Source organism: Microlunatus aurantiacus (assembly GCF_039536605.1).
Classification (GTDB): domain Bacteria; phylum Actinomycetota; class Actinomycetes; order Propionibacteriales; family Propionibacteriaceae; genus Microlunatus; species Microlunatus aurantiacus.
Genome location: NZ_BAAAYX010000013.1, coordinates 363,866 through 378,182, shown reverse-complemented (window position 1 = coordinate 378,182; position 14,317 = coordinate 363,866). Strand labels below are relative to the sequence as shown.

At 72.6% G+C, this 14,317-nt stretch carries 16 protein-coding genes; 8 read left to right on the top strand and 8 right to left on the bottom strand.

What is annotated here, in order from left to right:
• Positions 1-80: 80 nt before the first annotated feature.
• Positions 81-812 (bottom strand): polyamine aminopropyltransferase, encoded by a 732-nt coding sequence (locus tag ABD714_RS15615; RefSeq protein ID WP_344813316.1) that lies wholly within the window; start codon positions 810-812, stop codon positions 81-83.
• Between the two features lie 38 nt (positions 813-850).
• Here ABD714_RS15615 and ABD714_RS15610 point away from each other — a divergent pair, with 38 nt between their 5' ends.
• From ABD714_RS15610 to ABD714_RS15600, 3 genes are read left to right on the top strand one after another with little or no spacing between them, the layout of a single operon-like run.
• Positions 851-1,426, top strand: coding sequence for a hypothetical protein (locus ABD714_RS15610; RefSeq protein ID WP_344813315.1), 576 nt, complete (start codon positions 851-853; stop codon positions 1,424-1,426).
• A 59-nt stretch (positions 1,427-1,485) separates the two neighbouring features.
• Positions 1,486-2,052, top strand: a complete 567-nt coding sequence (locus ABD714_RS15605; RefSeq protein WP_344813314.1) for a hypothetical protein — start codon at positions 1,486-1,488, stop codon at positions 2,050-2,052.
• Positions 2,049-2,630, top strand: coding sequence for a hypothetical protein (locus tag ABD714_RS15600; RefSeq protein WP_344813313.1), 582 nt, complete (start codon positions 2,049-2,051; stop codon positions 2,628-2,630). Before ABD714_RS15605 ends, ABD714_RS15600 begins: the two co-directional genes overlap by 4 nt.
• Here ABD714_RS15600 and ABD714_RS15595 read toward each other — a convergent pair.
• Positions 2,572-3,816, bottom strand: a complete 1,245-nt coding sequence (locus tag ABD714_RS15595) for a hypothetical protein (protein WP_344813312.1) — start codon at positions 3,814-3,816, stop codon at positions 2,572-2,574. The two genes, ABD714_RS15600 and ABD714_RS15595, sit on opposite strands and share 59 nt — an antisense overlap.
• Before the next feature lie 87 nt (positions 3,817-3,903).
• Here ABD714_RS15595 and ABD714_RS15590 point away from each other — a divergent pair, with 87 nt between their 5' ends.
• Positions 3,904-4,455 carry a DUF4245 domain-containing protein gene (locus ABD714_RS15590; RefSeq protein WP_344813310.1) on the top strand — a complete coding sequence of 184 codons (552 nt, stop codon included), beginning with the start codon at positions 3,904-3,906 and terminating at the stop codon, positions 4,453-4,455.
• Here ABD714_RS15590 and ABD714_RS15585 read toward each other — a convergent pair.
• Entirely contained in the window at positions 4,442-4,699 is a 258-nt protein-coding gene (locus ABD714_RS15585) for a hypothetical protein (RefSeq protein WP_344813309.1), read from the bottom strand. The genes ABD714_RS15590 and ABD714_RS15585 overlap by 14 nt on opposite strands.
• Before the next feature lie 85 nt (positions 4,700-4,784).
• Here ABD714_RS15585 and ABD714_RS15580 point away from each other — a divergent pair, with 85 nt between their 5' ends.
• Positions 4,785-5,762: a GlxA family transcriptional regulator gene (locus ABD714_RS15580; RefSeq protein WP_344813308.1), complete on the top strand. Its 978-nt coding sequence runs from the start codon at positions 4,785-4,787 to the stop codon at positions 5,760-5,762.
• 118 nt (positions 5,763-5,880) lie between these two features.
• Here the strand turns inward: ABD714_RS15580 and ABD714_RS15575 are convergent, their stop codons facing one another.
• The 3 genes from ABD714_RS15575 to xseA form a co-directional block, all read right to left on the bottom strand.
• Positions 5,881-6,294, bottom strand: a complete 414-nt coding sequence (locus ABD714_RS15575; RefSeq protein ID WP_344813307.1) for a phage holin family protein — start codon at positions 6,292-6,294, stop codon at positions 5,881-5,883.
• 117 nt (positions 6,295-6,411) lie between these two features.
• Positions 6,412-6,648, bottom strand: a complete 237-nt coding sequence (locus ABD714_RS15570) for an exodeoxyribonuclease VII small subunit (RefSeq protein ID WP_425562402.1) — start codon at positions 6,646-6,648, stop codon at positions 6,412-6,414.
• Entirely contained in the window at positions 6,645-7,883 is a 1,239-nt protein-coding gene (gene xseA / locus ABD714_RS15565) for an exodeoxyribonuclease VII large subunit (protein ID WP_344813306.1), read from the bottom strand. The genes ABD714_RS15570 and xseA overlap by 4 nt, the downstream gene beginning before the upstream one ends.
• A 385-nt stretch (positions 7,884-8,268) precedes the next feature.
• Between xseA and ABD714_RS15560 the strand changes: the two genes are divergently transcribed.
• Both ABD714_RS15560 and ABD714_RS15555 read left to right on the top strand, forming a co-directional pair.
• On the top strand, positions 8,269-9,231 hold the full coding sequence (locus tag ABD714_RS15560; protein ID WP_344813305.1) for a 4-hydroxy-3-methylbut-2-enyl diphosphate reductase: 963 nt from the start codon (positions 8,269-8,271) through the stop codon (positions 9,229-9,231).
• Positions 9,232-9,357: 126 nt separating this feature from the next.
• Positions 9,358-10,620: a DUF7507 domain-containing protein gene (locus ABD714_RS15555; protein ID WP_344813304.1), complete on the top strand. Its 1,263-nt coding sequence runs from the start codon at positions 9,358-9,360 to the stop codon at positions 10,618-10,620.
• Between the two features lie 129 nt (positions 10,621-10,749).
• Here the strand turns inward: ABD714_RS15555 and ABD714_RS15550 are convergent, their stop codons facing one another.
• The gene (locus ABD714_RS15550) at positions 10,750-12,324 is read right to left on the bottom strand and encodes a DNA recombination protein RmuC (protein WP_344813303.1); all 1,575 of its coding nucleotides are present in this window, start codon (positions 12,322-12,324) and stop codon (positions 10,750-10,752) included.
• A 71-nt stretch (positions 12,325-12,395) separates the two neighbouring features.
• Positions 12,396-12,983: a hypothetical protein gene (locus ABD714_RS15545; RefSeq protein WP_344813302.1), complete on the bottom strand. Its 588-nt coding sequence runs from the start codon at positions 12,981-12,983 to the stop codon at positions 12,396-12,398.
• 22 nt (positions 12,984-13,005) lie between these two features.
• On the opposite strand from ABD714_RS15545, the gene ABD714_RS15540 reads away from it, so the two are divergent.
• The gene (locus ABD714_RS15540; RefSeq protein ID WP_344813301.1) at positions 13,006-14,274 is read left to right on the top strand and encodes a M18 family aminopeptidase; all 1,269 of its coding nucleotides are present in this window, start codon (positions 13,006-13,008) and stop codon (positions 14,272-14,274) included.
• The last annotated feature ends 43 nt before the right edge of the window (positions 14,275-14,317 follow it).

The window sequence follows — 14,317 nt, the reverse complement described above, 5'->3', positions numbered from 1 at the left end:
AACCCGACACTCGCGCGGACGACACGCCAACCGGAACCGGTTCGGGCGGGGCGAGACGCGCGTTTCCGTCACTCGGGCGGTCAGCCGGGCGCGTGGACGGTGTAGATGACGTAGGCGATCCGGTGGCGACCGCGCTGCACGACGTGACGTTCCTCCCTGGCTGTCGGCGACAGGGCCTCGAGCCGGGCGCGCAGCCCGGCGTGCGGTCCCTGGCACCAGATGGCCAGCAGGCCGCCCGGGGTCAGGCGCCGGAGGGCGGACCGCAGCACGTCGGTGCCGTAGAGGGCGGCGTTCTCGGCGTGGATGAGGAAGTCGGGTCCGTTGTCCACGTCGAGCAGGATCGCGTCCCAGGGTCCGGTCGGCCCGTTGGGCTCGACGCCGGCCCCCGGAGGTGGCGTCGCCGCGGACGGGCCCGCCGGCCGATCGTCAGTACCCGTCAGGACGGTGACCACGTCAGCCACCCACAGGCGGACACGCGGGTCGCGCGCGAGGCGACCGAGCCGTGGCGTCACCGCCTCGTACGCCCACCCGACCAGCGCCTCCTCGAGCTCGACCACGTCGACCGACGCGACCCGTTCGGCGAGGACCGCCTCGGTGGTGAAGCCGAGACCGAGACCGCCGACCAGCACCCGGGCTCCCGGCCAGGCCAGTGCAGCCAGCGCTCGTTCGGACCCGGTCTCGGCGCTGTCCATGGCGAAGGCGCCGTTCACGATCAGCTCGTCGACGGACCCGTCCTCCAGGGTCCGGCGGCGCAGCACCACCTCGCCCCGTGGTCCGGTCCGACGCGCGACGGTCTGCGGCGGCTCGTCCACGCCGGCAGTATCCCGCGCAGCCCCACTATCGTGACGCCATGACCAGCGTCAGCGGCCCCCGGGCCCGCCTGCGCCGGTTGCCGCCGGTGTTCTGGGTGCTGAGCGTGGCGGTGGTGGTGACCGGTCTGATCGCTGCGCTGGGGGGCTTCGCGTCGGCGCCGGACTCCGGGCGGCCGGCGGTGGCCGGCGAGCAGATCCTCACCACCCGTTGGCGGATCCAGGTCGACCGCGCCGCACTCGTGGACGTCGGGGTGGGGGATCCCGAGTCGCGCATCCGAGTCTGGATGCGCACCGAGTTCGTCGGCGACGAGACCCTCTGCTGCCTGACGGACGGCATGCTCGAGGTCCGGTACGCGGGCCAGACGCTGACCAGGATCTGGTCGTCGGAGGAGGATCCACGCAGCCTGCTGGGCTTCGACCCCGGGGTCCAGGTCGATCGTGTCCTGGACTTCCCGCTCGAGGAGGGGCGTGCGCCCGCCGCCCCACCGCCGGAGGTGGTGCTGGTCATCCGGGGCGAGCGACCGTCGCGGAGCGTGATCCTGACCGACTGGGAGCTGGGGTCGGCGGTGGCCGACGTCGTCCTCGCCTGCCCCGACGAGCGGACCGGCCGGTGAGCCCGCCCGAGGATGCGGATCGAGGGGGCGTGGTCGACCGCGACCCGACGGGCCCGCCCGTGACCGACAGGAGGTGGCGCCGCCCGGGACTGCTGTCGTCGGCGGTCGCTCTCGGGCTCGTGGCCCTGCTGAGCCTCACCGCACCCGATCTGCAGACGCCGCCCCGGCAGTGGTCGGCGGTGTCGGTCGGGGAGCGGGGCACGCTCCGGGACAAGTCGGTGACCGTGACCTCGGTCCGCACGACGTCGGCGTTGGAGCTGCGCACGCAGGTCCTGTCCTCGACGGGGGTGTTCGTGGTCGCCGGGGCCGAGGTCGACGCCCTCGTCACGCCCATCTACTTCCGGCGCATCCGGCTGGAGACCCGGGGCGGGCTGCGCTACGACCCGCGGTCGGAGTGGATCGAGGCCCAGCCACCGCTGCTCCAGCCCGGGTTCACCGTCACGGGGAGCTGGGTCTTCGAGGTGCCAGCCGACCGGGTCGCCGGCGCACGGCTGCTGGTCGAGAACGAGCCGCGCGAGTTCGACGGCTTCGACGAGGGTCTGCGGATCGACCTGGCACTCGACGGTGGCCCGCCCCGGCCGAGCGCGCTGCGGCTCGATCCGGCGTCCATCCGCGTGACCCGATGACCGGGAACGACACCCGGCGGCGGAACGGACTCGTCGCCCTCTGCTTGGCGGCGGTGCTGTTCGCGGCCGGGATCGGCCTGGGACAGACCCAGGCGATCCTGCAGTTCCGCCGGCCGTCGGTGGACCAGAGCCTGGGTCCGGCCGAGTCGGCGCTGGTGGAGGGTGTGCGCTACCGGCTGTCCACGTTCGACCATGGTGCGCGGCTCCCGCTGAAGCGGTCCCTCCGAGACCCAGAGTCCGGCACCGTGGTCGAGGCGCTACCCGGCGCGGAGCTCGTCCTGGTGGTGCTGAGCGTGGAGATCGTGACCTCTGGTCGGTTGGCGAGCACCGTCTTCTGCGACCTGAGCCTGACCGACGAGTCCGGTCGCACCTGGCGGGGCGACGGCACGATCGGCTATCGGGTCGAGGCGCCCGAGAACGGTTCCTGCTCCGGGGGTGACCCGCCGCCGCAGCCGGGGCAGCCGTACGACGTGGCGACGGTGTTCCAGCTCCCCGCCGACGCTGTCGACCACGTGACCGTCAGGGCGCGGCTGTCGGGCGGGCAGGTCCCGTGGCTGCTCGAGCTTCGTCCCCGGTGACGTCGGGACGCATCGTCCGGCGGGCCGCCGCCGCGTAGACGGCCACCGCGACCGGTGTGAGAACGGCACCGACCAGCAGGTCCTCGGCCCAGGACCAGGCGAGGGCGGCGTACGGGTCGCGGGGGCCGAACAGCCTGGCCAGGCTCAGCTCGACCCAGGCGCGCAGGGTGGAGACGACCGTGGCCACGACCAGGTACGCCGCCAGGAAGGCCGGACCGGCGGCCCAGAGCAGCCGGAAGGCGTGCAGCACGGGCAGGTACTTCGTCCGCAGATCTCCGGTGAGCAGCAGCCCGGCCCGGTGCAGGAGGGAGCCCCAGGGGTTCGAGGACCAGCGGTCCGGCAGCTGTACGAGACCGGTCCCCTCGGCCACCGACCGGGCGTCGAGCTCACGCTGACCGAAGACGACGGCGGCCAGGGCCAACCACACCAGGGGAAGCAGGACGGCGTTCCAGAGCCCGGGGAGGGCTGTGCCCAGCAGCCAGGCGACGACGGTCTGCAGCGCCTCCGGCAGCGTCAGATCGAACGGCAGTCGCAGGTCGGGCAGGACCGCGAGGAGCTGGTGCCAGCCGCCGACCACGCCCTGCCACAGCGCGCGTGAGGTGCCCCAGTCGAGCAACCGGCCCAGCACGGCGAGCAGGGCCAGCGCGGAGGCGAAGGTCCAGACGCCCTCCAGGACCACCCCGAGAAGCAGCAACGGACGCGTTCGATGGTGCCGGGCCAGGATGGCGACCGCCTGCCGGAGCAGCCAGGCGCCGAGGGCGAGACCCAGGTAGAGCTGCCACCACCGGAGGTTGACCGACCACTGATCCGGACCGCCCAGGCCGCTGACCGAGATGTTGGCGGCGAACAGGGCGTAGACCTCGTCGTCGACGAGTCCCCACAGCGCGTAGACCGCGAGGAACGGACCGATGGCCAGGGCGGCCACGTCGAGCGCCGACTCCCGGTCGCCCGGCGGCCGGCACAACCACAGCATCAGCACCAGCGCCCCGACCTGAGCCAGCACCGCGAGCACGAACACCAGCGTGGCGAGGACCTGGTGCCCCGGCCCGAGGGCGACCGAGAGCCGCAGACCGAGCAGGTGCAGGGCGAACCCGACGACGTACGCGGTGATCAGCGGCAGCAGGCGGGTCCACCAGAGCGCGGCCGCGTCCGAGAGGAGTCGGATCCCCTCCGTCGCCGCGCGCATGGCGCATTGTCACCCGGACCAGGGGGGACCCGACCGGCGGCCGTCGGTTCCACCGGGGTGTTCGCTCCGGACGGGCACAATGGCCCGGTGGCGCGTAACAAGAAACCGGCGAGCAGTGGGGACATGGTCCGCACGCTGCTGGTCATCCTGGTTCCGCTGGTGATCATCACCGTCTTCTTCAGCCGGTACCTCGACGACTACCCGGTCCAGGAGGTCGACTGGCAGTCGGTGCTGGCCCAGGCGCGGGAGCAGGCGCCGTACCCGGTGCTGGCTCCGAAGGGGCTGCCCGGCAGCTGGCGCCCGACCCAGGTCACCTGGGTGAAGACGGGACAACCACACCTGAACGACCAGCCCTCCGCGCGCAACCTGTGGCAGATCGGCTACCTCGACCCGAGCGATGTCTACATCTCGGTGAACCAGGGCGACGCACGGCCGGAGGACTTCATCAGCGACACGACCAGGGACGGAGTGGTGGACGGCCGCAGCGCCGTCGGCGACCAGAGCTGGGTTCGGTACGTGAGCGACGACGAGCGCACCCGCTCGCTCGTCTGGTCCACTCCCGAGGTGACGACCATCGTCGTGGGAGACACCACGTACGAGGCGCTGGAGGCGTTCGCCGGCACGCTCAGTGCGACCTGAGGCGCGGCGCCGAGCGGTGGAACGGCACCGCTGAACCTGCGGCATCGAGCAGCGTGCTGAGCCGGCGGGGGCCGCGTACCGCGCGCTGGGCGGTGGCGGTGAGCTCGTCGGCCACGCGCTGCCGGTCTCGGTCGGTGGCGACGTCGGCGCCGGGGCGCCAGGGCGTCCGAGCCCGGTGGTGAGCGGGGGAGAGAGCAGCGATCAGCAGGGCGACCGCGGCGATGACGATCAGGATTCCGGTCATGGCAAGAATCTTGCTCTCATCGATTCCTTGCCAACAGTGGCACGATAGTCACCATGCAAAGGAATCCTGCCAGTAGGCTGGCACGATGACCCTGCACAGCGTGAGCGTCATCGTGCTGGAACCGATCGCCGTCTTCGAGTTCGGCCTGGCCGTCGAGGTGTTCGGTGTCGACCGGACCGACGAGGGGATCGCGCCCTTCGACTTCCGGGTCTGCGGTCTCGAGCCGGGAGCCCCGCTGAGCACCAAGAACGCGGACGGGTTCACCATCACCCCCCAGCTGGGGCTGGACAGCGTCCGCGGCACGGACCTGGTGATCGTGGCGGCCACGCTGCCGCGGGCGGACGACGGCTACCCGCCGGAGGTCCTCGAGATGCTCCGGCAGGCGCACGCAGACGGCGCGACGATCCTCAGCCTGTGCTCCGGGTCGTTCATCCTGGGTGCGGCGGGGCTGCTCGACGGCCGGCGGTGCACGACGCACTGGAAGTACGCCGAGGACATGCAGCGCCGCTTCCCGTCGGCCGACGTCGACCCCCGGGTGCTGTTCGTCGACGACGACCGGATCGTCACCAGCGCCGGCACGGCGGCCGGTATCGACGCCAGCCTGTACCTGGTCCGCAAGGAGCTCGGGACGGCCGTCGCCACCACGATCGCCCGCCGGATGGTGGTCCCGCCGCAGCGTGACGGCGGTCAGCAGCAGTACGTCGACATCCCCATCCCCGCGTGCCGGGCCGACAGCCTCGGCGGTCTGCTGACCTGGGTGCTGGAGCACCTGGACGACGAGCACACGGCCGCCTCGCTGGCCGCACGGGCGATGATGAGCGAGCGGACGTTCGCCCGCCGGTTCGCGTCGGAGACCGGCGCGACCCCGCACAAGTGGCTGACCCAGCAGCGCATCCTGGCCGCCCGCAGCCTGCTGGAGGAGAGTGACCTGCCGGTCGAGCAGATCGCGACCCGGGTGGGCTTCAACTCCCCGGTGGTGCTGCGCGAGCACTTCCGGCGCACCGTCGGCGTCTCGCCGAGCGACTACCGCCGCCGGTTCGGGACGACCGAGCTCAGCGCCTGAGCCCCGGACGGGCGCCACGTCTCTCGGCCCGGCCCGGGGCATGTCAGGGGTCTGTGGCGCGGAGTGGCGCGGCGCGGAGTGGCGGGTCAGGGTCCGCGTTGCGGAGGGTGCGGCGGTCTCAGGACTGCGCGTTCCGACCGGCCGACTTCGGCTCGCGGTTCATCCACCAGCGCTTGATGATCAGGGCGCCGAGGATCCAGGTGCCCAGGGCGGTGATCAGCCAGACCACCAGCGGGGTGACGATCCACGCGGTCAGCCCCTGGATCTGCAGACCCCCCGGGAACAGCGTCGCCACGAACAGGGCGAGCATCGTGGACACGATCCCGATGCCGCCGAGGATCGCCGAGGCGTACTTGCGGGCCATGGAGAACACGAACGGGGCCAGCAGAGCCTGGGCCAGCGCGAAGACGAGCACCGCGACGATGAAGCCCGCCGCCTGGACGCGCACACCGTCGACCACGGCCGCGGCGACCAGGAGCGCGAGGGCGGCCGAGACGACGCTGATGCCCAGCGACAACAGGAAGCGGATCATGGGCTCATCCTGGCGCGACGTTCCCGGCTTGTCAGGGCACCGCGCGGTCTGTGGCCCGTCGGCGTCGAGGACGTGGTGATCGACCGCCCGCCGTTGCGGTCCGCAACCGGGTCGAGCTCAGGGGCGGGCCGCGTCGATCTTGGCCTGGGCCCCGTCGAGCCAGCGTTGGCAGACCTGAGCCAGCCGCTCGCCGCGCTCCCAGAGCGCGAGGGACTCGTCCAGGGGCACGCCGCCCGACTCGAGCTGGGTGACCACCTCGATCAGCTGCGCCCGGGCGCTCTCGTAGCTCAGCCCGGCCACGTCAGCGCCGGGCTCGGCGTCCTCGGTCCCGTCCTCGGGGGTGGTGTCACTCACAGGGGTGCTCCTTCCTCGCGGACGACGACCTCGCGGACGTCGACCCGCAGCTGACCGTCGTGCAGGTACGCCAGCAGGGGCTGGCCGACCTCGACCTCGCCGGCGGAGTCGACCGCGTGGCCGTCCTCGTCGACCACGATCGCGTAACCGCGCTCGAGAGTGGCTTTCGGCGACATGGCGCGGACCCGGGCCAGGGCGTGCTCGACCCCGGTCGCCTCCTGCCGCAGCCGAGCCCGTACGGCCCGCTCGGCCCGACCACGCAGCTCTGTCACCTCGGTCGCGCGCAGGGTGAAGGTGGCTCCCGGGTCCGCCAGCACGGGACGCGCCCGGAGGTGGCCGAGCCAGTCCCGCTCGCGGCGGACCAGCGTCTCGACTCCGCGCCGCAGTCGGTCCCGTGCCTGCTGCACCCGTTCCTGCTCCTCGGCGACGTCCGGCACCACCCGCTTGGCGGCGTCGGTGGGCGTGGACGCCCGCAGGTCGGCCACCAGATCCAGGATGGGCAGGTCGCTCTCGTGACCGATCGCGCTCACCACGGGCGTACGGCAGGCGAAGGCCGCCCGGACCAGACCCTCGTCGGAGAACGGCAGCAGGTCCTCGAGCGAACCGCCCCCGCGGGCGACGACGATCACGTCGACCTCCGGGTCGCGGTCCAGCGCCGCCAGGGCCAGCATCAGCTGCTCGGCGGCGTCGCGGCCCTGGGTCAACGCGTACCGGGTGACGATCCGGACGGCCGGCCAGCGCCGACGGGCGTTCTCGACCACGTCACGCTCGGCGGCGCTGCCCTCGCCGGTGATCAGGCCGACGGCGCGCGGCAGGAACGGGAGCGCCTTCTTGTGGTGCCGTTCGAACAGTCCCTCGGCCTGCAGCAGCCGCTTGGTCTGCTCCAGCCGGGCCAGCAGCTGACCCTCGCCGATGGGGGTGATCGAGTCGCAGTAGAAGGAGAAGCGCCCGTTCTGCTCGTAGTAGGAGGGCTTGAGCCGGGCCACCACGGTGGCTCCCTCGGTCAGCGGGGCCGACGCGGCGTCCAGCGTGGCCGGGGACAGCGTGACCGAGGCCGACACGTTCGCCAGCTTGTCGCGCATCGTGACGAAGATCGTCCGGCTGCCGGCGCGCCGGTTGATCTCGATCACCTGCGCCTCGACCCAGACCGCTCCGAGCCGGTCGATCCACCCGCGGACCGCTGACGTGACGACCCGCAGCGGCTGCGGATGGTCCGGCGACGACTCCAGGGGCACGGCCCGAAGGCTACTGGGCGGTGCGGACAGTCGTCGGCCGTGTGCGCTGTGCCGGGTGATCGAACTTTCCGTCAGTCGACGGGTTCTGTGCGCGGGTATCAGCGCCAGGGCCGAACTTTCCGTCAGTCGACGGCTTCTGTGGCGGGAACCGGCCGGCGCGAGCGAACTCTCCGTCGGTTGACGGGTTCTCCGGCCCGTGACCGGCACCGCGGATGAACATTCCGTCAGTCGACGGGTTCTACGGCCGCCAAGGCGCCAGCCGACCGGGAACTCCGTCGACTGACGGAATGTTCGAGCTCCCGGGATCACCTCTGGGCAGACTCAGGCGGCATCGGGGTGGGCGAAGCCACACGGGCCGCCGGCCGGCGACACCTAGACTGGCCGCATGGCTGACAAGCGAGTGGTGGTGGCTGCGCCCCGGGGGTACTGCGCCGGGGTGGATCGGGCCGTCATCACGGTCGAGAAGGCCCTGGACACGTACGGGGCGCCGGTCTACGTCCGCAAGCAGATCGTGCACAACCGGCACGTGGTGGAGAACCTGCAGCAGCGTGGGGCGATCTTCGTCGAGGAGCTGGACGAGGTCCCGGTCGGCGCGACGGTCGTGTTCTCTGCTCACGGGGTGTCCCCGGCGGTGCACACGGAAGCGGCCGACCGGCAGCTCAAGACGATCGACGCGACCTGCCCGCTGGTCACCAAGGTCCACCACGAGGCCCGACGCTTCGCCCGCGAGGACCGCGAGATCCTGCTGATCGGCCACGCCGGTCACGAGGAGGTCGAGGGCACCGCCGGGGAGGCGCCGGAGCACATCACCCTGGTCGAGTCGCCCGAGCACGTGGCCGACGTCCAGGTGAAGGACCCGAGTAAGGTCGCCTGGCTGAGCCAGACCACGTTGAGCGTCGACGAGACCCTGGCCACGGTGTCCAAGCTGCGGGAGAAGTTCCCGCTGCTGATGGATCCGCCGAGTGACGACATCTGTTACGCCACCCAGAACCGGCAGCTCGCGGTGAAGCAGATCGCGGCGCACAGCGACCTGGTGATCGTGGTCGGTTCGGCGAACTCCTCCAACTCCGTACGCCTGGTCGAGGTCGCCCTGGAGGCGGGGGCGAAGGCCTCCTACCGCGTGGACGACGCCGGTGAGATCGACGAGGCGTGGCTCGAGGGGGTGTCGTCCGTCGGTGTCACCAGCGGCGCGTCGGTGCCGGACGACCTCGTCCGGGGCGTGCTGGACTTCCTGGAGGAGCGGGGTTTCCCGCCCGCCACAGAGGAGCGGTTGACCGAGGAGAACCTCGTCTTCGCCCTCCCACCCGAGCTGCGGCGGGACCTCCGCAAGGGCGCCGTCAACGACTGAACCCCGGGTCGAGGGTCGACCGCTGATCGTTAGGTGGACGTCGTAAACCGCTGATACCTTGCTGGCGCGTCCGGTCGGGGGATCCCGAACGGCGAGTCGCCACCGAACCCGGGTCAGGAGTCCTCCGTGTCCACCTCGTCGCCGCCCAGCCGTCTGCTGGCGGGTCTGGCGTCCGCGGTGGCGACGGTGGGACTCATCACGCTGCCGGCCGCGGCGTTCGCCGAGGCGACCCCCACCCCGGAGCCGAGGCATGCGGCCACCTCGTCACCGAGCCCGCGCAGCACCCCGACCGAGCCCACGGCGTCACCGACCGATCCGTCGGGCCCGGCGTCGTCGACGCCCCCGGCGTCCGAGCCCCCGGACTCGCCCGCTGCTTCACCGTCGCCCCACCAGTCTGAGCCGGAGTCGGCCGACCCCTCGTCCGATGCCGCCTCACCCAGCCCCGACGAGACCACCGGGGCGCAGGGGAGCGGTGACTCCATCACGGTGCCCGGTCCGACCGAGTCACCGGCCCCCGCGTCGGAGCTCGCCGCCCAGGCCGTGGCGGGGCCCAGCGTCACCCTGAGCAAGTCGGTGACCCCGACCCGGGTGTCCCGCGTCGGTCAAGTGGTCACCTACACGTTCCGGGCCACCAACAACGGCAGTGTCGCCCTCAGCGACGTGGGGATCAGCGACGAGCTCGAGGGACTCCGCAGCACCTGCCCCACGTCCGGCTCCGTCACGGCCGCCACGCTGGCACCAGGACAAGCGGTGACCTGCACCGCGACGCTCACCGTCACCCAGGCCGTCCTCGACTTCGGTGACCTCTTCAACTTCGCCACCGTGTTCGGTAGCTACCCGGTTCCGGAGGCCCCGGACGACTACGTCGGCGCCAACGCCGCCGCGCGGGTCGTGGTCGACCAGTCGCCGTCCATCGCCCTCCGGGCCTCGGTCAGCCCCAGCGGGACCGCCGACCGCGGTGACCGGCTGCGCTACACGGGCACGGCCACCAACACCGGCAACGTGACCCTGACGGGGGCTCGTATCACGAGCAGCCTGAGCGCGCTCGACCTGGACTGCGAGCCGTCGGCCCGGGCCACCCTGGCTCCCGGCGCGACCATCAGCTGCGCCGGGTCCTACCGGGTGACCAGCGGCGACGCGCGACGCGGTCGGGTCAGCACCGAGCTGACCGCGCGGGCCGAGCGCCCGTTCGGGGAGACGTCGACCCGGTCGGACGACGTGACCGACGACGTCCGGCTGCGGGTCGCGGTGACCAAGCCGCCGGCCGCCGCCGATCACGGGCTGGCCGACACCGGTGGTCCCGCCCTGCCCCTGGGCCTGGCCGGTCTGGCCGCCGTCACCGGCGGGCTGATCCTGCTCCGCCGCACCCGCCGCACCCGCCGCACCTGATCCTGCTCCGCCGCACCCGCCGCACCTGATCCTGCTCCGCCGCACCCGCCGCACCCGCCGCACCCGCCGCACCTGGTCCTCGGTCTCATCCCGGCCGGGGCGGCCACACACCGCCGCTCCCGACCACTGTCAGGACGAGAAGCGGGCCTGACCGTCGTCCTCGACCACCCCGGTGTCCTCCACCAGCTCGAACAGCTCCGGATCGGCGCGCCGCAGCTCGTCGGACTCGGGCAGCTCGGTCCGCCGACGGGAACGCCGTTGCCGGCCGACCATCGGCTCCACCTGGACGGCGTCGTCGACCAGCTCGGGAGCCTGGATCTGACGGACCGGGTCGTCGACGCTGGTCAGCGCCTTGAGCTCGGCGTTGCTGACCTTGAGCTCGGTGAGCTGTCGCGCCTTGACCAGCACCCGGCCCTCCATCGTGGCGATCGTCTCGTTGTAGGCGATCACCGACGCCCGCACCGCCCGACCGAGCTTGTCGAAGCGGCTGCCCAGGGTGCCCAGGCGGTCGTGCAGCTCCCGGCCCAGCTGCAGCACCTCGGCGGCGTTCTCGGCCAACCTGGCCTGCTTCCACCCGTACGCCACCGCGCGGAGCAGCGCGATCAGGGTGGTCGGGGTGGCGAGCACCACGTCCCGCTCCGCGGCGTACGCGTGCAGGTCCGGCAAGATCGCGAAAGCCTCTGCGGCCAGTGCCTCGCTGGGCATGAACAGGACGACGAACTCCGGCGTCCCGGCCCCCGACTGCCAGTAGCGCTTGCCGCCGAGCTGGTCGACGTGGGTCCGGACGTTCCCGGCGAACCGGGCCATCGCCTCCTCCCGGGTCCGCGGGTCCTCGGTCTCCTGGGCGTCCAGGAACGCCGACAGCGGCACCTTGGCGTCGACGTAGACGAACTTGCCCTGGCCGAGGTGGACTTTCATGTCGGGCCGGATGACGCGGTCGTCGGCGGTGTCGGTGTGCTGGAGGACGAAGTCGCAGTGCTCGACCATGCCGGCCAGCTCGACCACCCGCTGCAGCTGCAGCTCGCCCCAGGCGCCGCGGACCTGCGGCTTGCGCAGCGCCGTGGTCAGCGCCCTGGTCTCCCGCCGCAGCTGCTCCCCGGTCTGCTGCACGGTCTGCACCTGGCTGCGCAGGTCCGCCGCGATCGACACCCGCTCCTTCTCCACCTCGGTCAACCGCTCGTGGAAGCGGTGCAGCGACTCCTTGACGGGCCCCAGCAGGGCCTCCGTCGCCTTGAGCCGGGCGTCGGCCTGCGCGTCCGCGGACACGCTCTGCCGCTCCATCGTCTCGCTCGACATCACCTTGAACTGGACGAGCATCTGCTCGCGGTCCGCCGCCAGCGCCCGGGCGTGCTCCACCGCCGCGTCCCGCTCGGCCTCGGCTCGCGCGACCGCCGCGGAGACCTCGGCGGCCTCGGCCTGCGCGGCCGAGGCCAGGGCCCGCGCCTCGGCCACGTCGGCCCGGGCCTGGGCCACCTCGGTGCGGGACTGGGCCGACTCCGCGCGCACCTGGGCCGTCTCGCTCCGGGCCTGGGCCGCCTCCGTCCGGGCCTGCGCCACGTACGCCTCCTGCCGCGCGCCGTCGGCGTCTCCTCGCGCCGCCTCCGTCTGCCGGCCGGCCCGGGTGATCAGCACGGCGGCGGCGTACCCACCGACCGTGCCGAGGATCACGCCGGCGACCAGCGCGACCGTGGTGGTGATGTCCATGCCCGCGATCCTCCACGGTGACACCGACAATCCGCCGGACCCCGCCCCCGAACGTCGGGCGTGGGCTCGCCTCAGCCGGCCCGTCGGCGGCGGAGCGCGACGACCAGCGCGCCGCCCAGCCCGACGACCAGCAGCACGAAGCAGCCGGACAAGGTGAACCACTTCGCGGCGGTGTAGACCGGGGCCAGCTGGGCCAGGACGGGGGTGCGAGCGGGGTAGCGCGCCACCACGGTGGCCGTGCACACGTTCTCGGCGTAGTCGAGCAGCACCACCAGCAACGGCAGCAGGGCGATTCGGCGCCAGCGACTTCCCGGTGCGGTCGCCCGCGCCCAGGCCCAGCTCAGCCCGGTCAGCAGGAAGATCCCGTACGCCAGCGGCCAGACGACGTCGAAGGTGACCCGCGCCCGCACGTACGCGGCCCGACCGGTCTCGCCCCACGCCTCGGCGGCGGCGTACAGGTCCGCGGAGGAGTACCAGAGCTCGGTGTCGGGGGCCGGGTGGAGCGAGGTGTAGAAGGCGCCGGCGGCGGCCTGGGCCGCCAGCACCAGCAGGATGAACCCCCCGAACAGCAGCAGACCCGCGACGGCCACCCACCACCGCACCCGACGAGCGAGCCAGCCCGCGATCCGGTCCAGCAGCGGCAGCCGTCCCGGAGTCATCGACGCATCCTAAGGTGGACCGATGAGCGCCCCCCTCGAGCACGTCCGTGACCTCGCCGCCTTCGTGACGGAGTCACCGACGTCGTTCCACGCGGCGGCCGAGGGCGCCCGTCGGCTCGTGGCCGCGGGCTTCACCGCCGTCGACGAGCGGGCCGACTTCGACACCTCCCCGGGCGGGTACGTGCTCGTCCGCGACGGCGCCGTGCTCGCCTGGCGGATCCCGGCCGCGGCGGGGCCGACCACGCCGTACCGGGTCGTCGGCGCGCACACCGACTCACCCGGGTTCGTGCTGAAGCCCCGGCCGGACATCGGGGTGGCGGGGTGGCAGCAGCTGGGGATGGAGATCTACGGTGGGCCGCTGCTCAACTCGTGGCTCGATCGCGAGCTCGGGCTGGCCGGGCGGGTGATCCTGACCAGCGGCGAGCAGCGGCTGGTCCGCACGGGGCCCCTGATGCGGATCCCGCAGCTCGCGATCCACCTCGACCGGTCCGCCAACGACGAGGGCGTCAAGCTGGACCGGCAGCTGCACACGGCGCCGGTGTGGAGCGTCAACCGGCCCGATCTGACGATCATGGAGCAGATCGCGACGCTGGCCGGCTGCGAGGTCCGCGAGATCGACGGGTCGGACCTGTCGGCGTACGCGACCACGCCGCCCGAGATCTTCGGACCGACCAGTGAGTTCCTGGCGTCGGGCCGGCTGGACAACCTGTCGAGCGTGCACGCGGCCCTGACCGCGCTGCTCGAGACCACCGACAGCGACCTGATCACCGTGGTGGCGGCGTTCGACCACGAGGAGATCGGCAGCGAGTCGCGCTCCGGCGCCGCCGGCCCGGTGCTCGTCGACCTGCTGAGCCGCATCGCGGGATCGCTGGGGGCGACGCCCGACGAGCACCACCGGGCCCTCGCCGACTCGGTCTGCCTGTCCGCCGACACCGGTCACGCCGTGCACCCGAACTACGTCCACCGGCACGACCCGGCCAACCGGCCGCTGCTGAACGCCGGGCCGCTGCTGAAGATCAACGCCAACCAGCGGTATGCCACCGACGGGGTCGGAGCCGCGCTGTGGCGGCGGGCCTGCCGGCAGGCGGGCGTGTCGACCCAGGAGTTCGTGTCCAACAACGCCGTGCCCTGCGGCAGCACGATCGGTCCGCTCACGGCCACCCGGTTGGGGATCCGCACGGTCGACGTGGGCATCCCGCTGCTCTCGATGCACTCGGCCCGCGAGCTCGCCGGCGTCGCCGACCCGCTGGCCCTGAGCCGGGGGATCGGCGCCTTCTTCGCCTCCGTCTGAGGTCGCCCCGGCATCGATCGTGGCGGGTGGGTGCCGCGGACGC

What these genes read in the sequence shown, in the direction of transcription:
- ABD714_RS15580 (WP_344813308.1), top strand. Translation starts at nt 4,785, where the DNA reads ATGACCCTGCACAGCGTGAGCGTCATCGTGCTGGAACCGATCGCCGTC.
- ABD714_RS15560 (WP_344813305.1), top strand. Translation starts at nt 8,269, where the DNA reads ATGGCTGACAAGCGAGTGGTGGTGGCTGCGCCCCGGGGGTACTGCGCC.
- ABD714_RS15550 (WP_344813303.1), bottom strand. Translation starts at nt 12,324, where the DNA reads ATGGACATCACCACCACGGTCGCGCTGGTCGCCGGCGTGATCCTCGGC.
- ABD714_RS15585 (WP_344813309.1), bottom strand. Translation starts at nt 4,699, where the DNA reads ATGACCGGAATCCTGATCGTCATCGCCGCGGTCGCCCTGCTGATCGCT.
- ABD714_RS15545 (WP_344813302.1), bottom strand. Translation starts at nt 12,983, where the DNA reads ATGACTCCGGGACGGCTGCCGCTGCTGGACCGGATCGCGGGCTGGCTC.
- ABD714_RS15575 (WP_344813307.1), bottom strand. Translation starts at nt 6,294, where the DNA reads ATGATCCGCTTCCTGTTGTCGCTGGGCATCAGCGTCGTCTCGGCCGCC.
- ABD714_RS15540 (WP_344813301.1), top strand. Translation starts at nt 13,006, where the DNA reads ATGAGCGCCCCCCTCGAGCACGTCCGTGACCTCGCCGCCTTCGTGACG.
- ABD714_RS15595 (WP_344813312.1), bottom strand. Translation starts at nt 3,816, where the DNA reads ATGCGCGCGGCGACGGAGGGGATCCGACTCCTCTCGGACGCGGCCGCG.
- ABD714_RS15600 (WP_344813313.1), top strand. Translation starts at nt 2,049, where the DNA reads ATGACCGGGAACGACACCCGGCGGCGGAACGGACTCGTCGCCCTCTGC.
- ABD714_RS15610 (WP_344813315.1), top strand. Translation starts at nt 851, where the DNA reads ATGACCAGCGTCAGCGGCCCCCGGGCCCGCCTGCGCCGGTTGCCGCCG.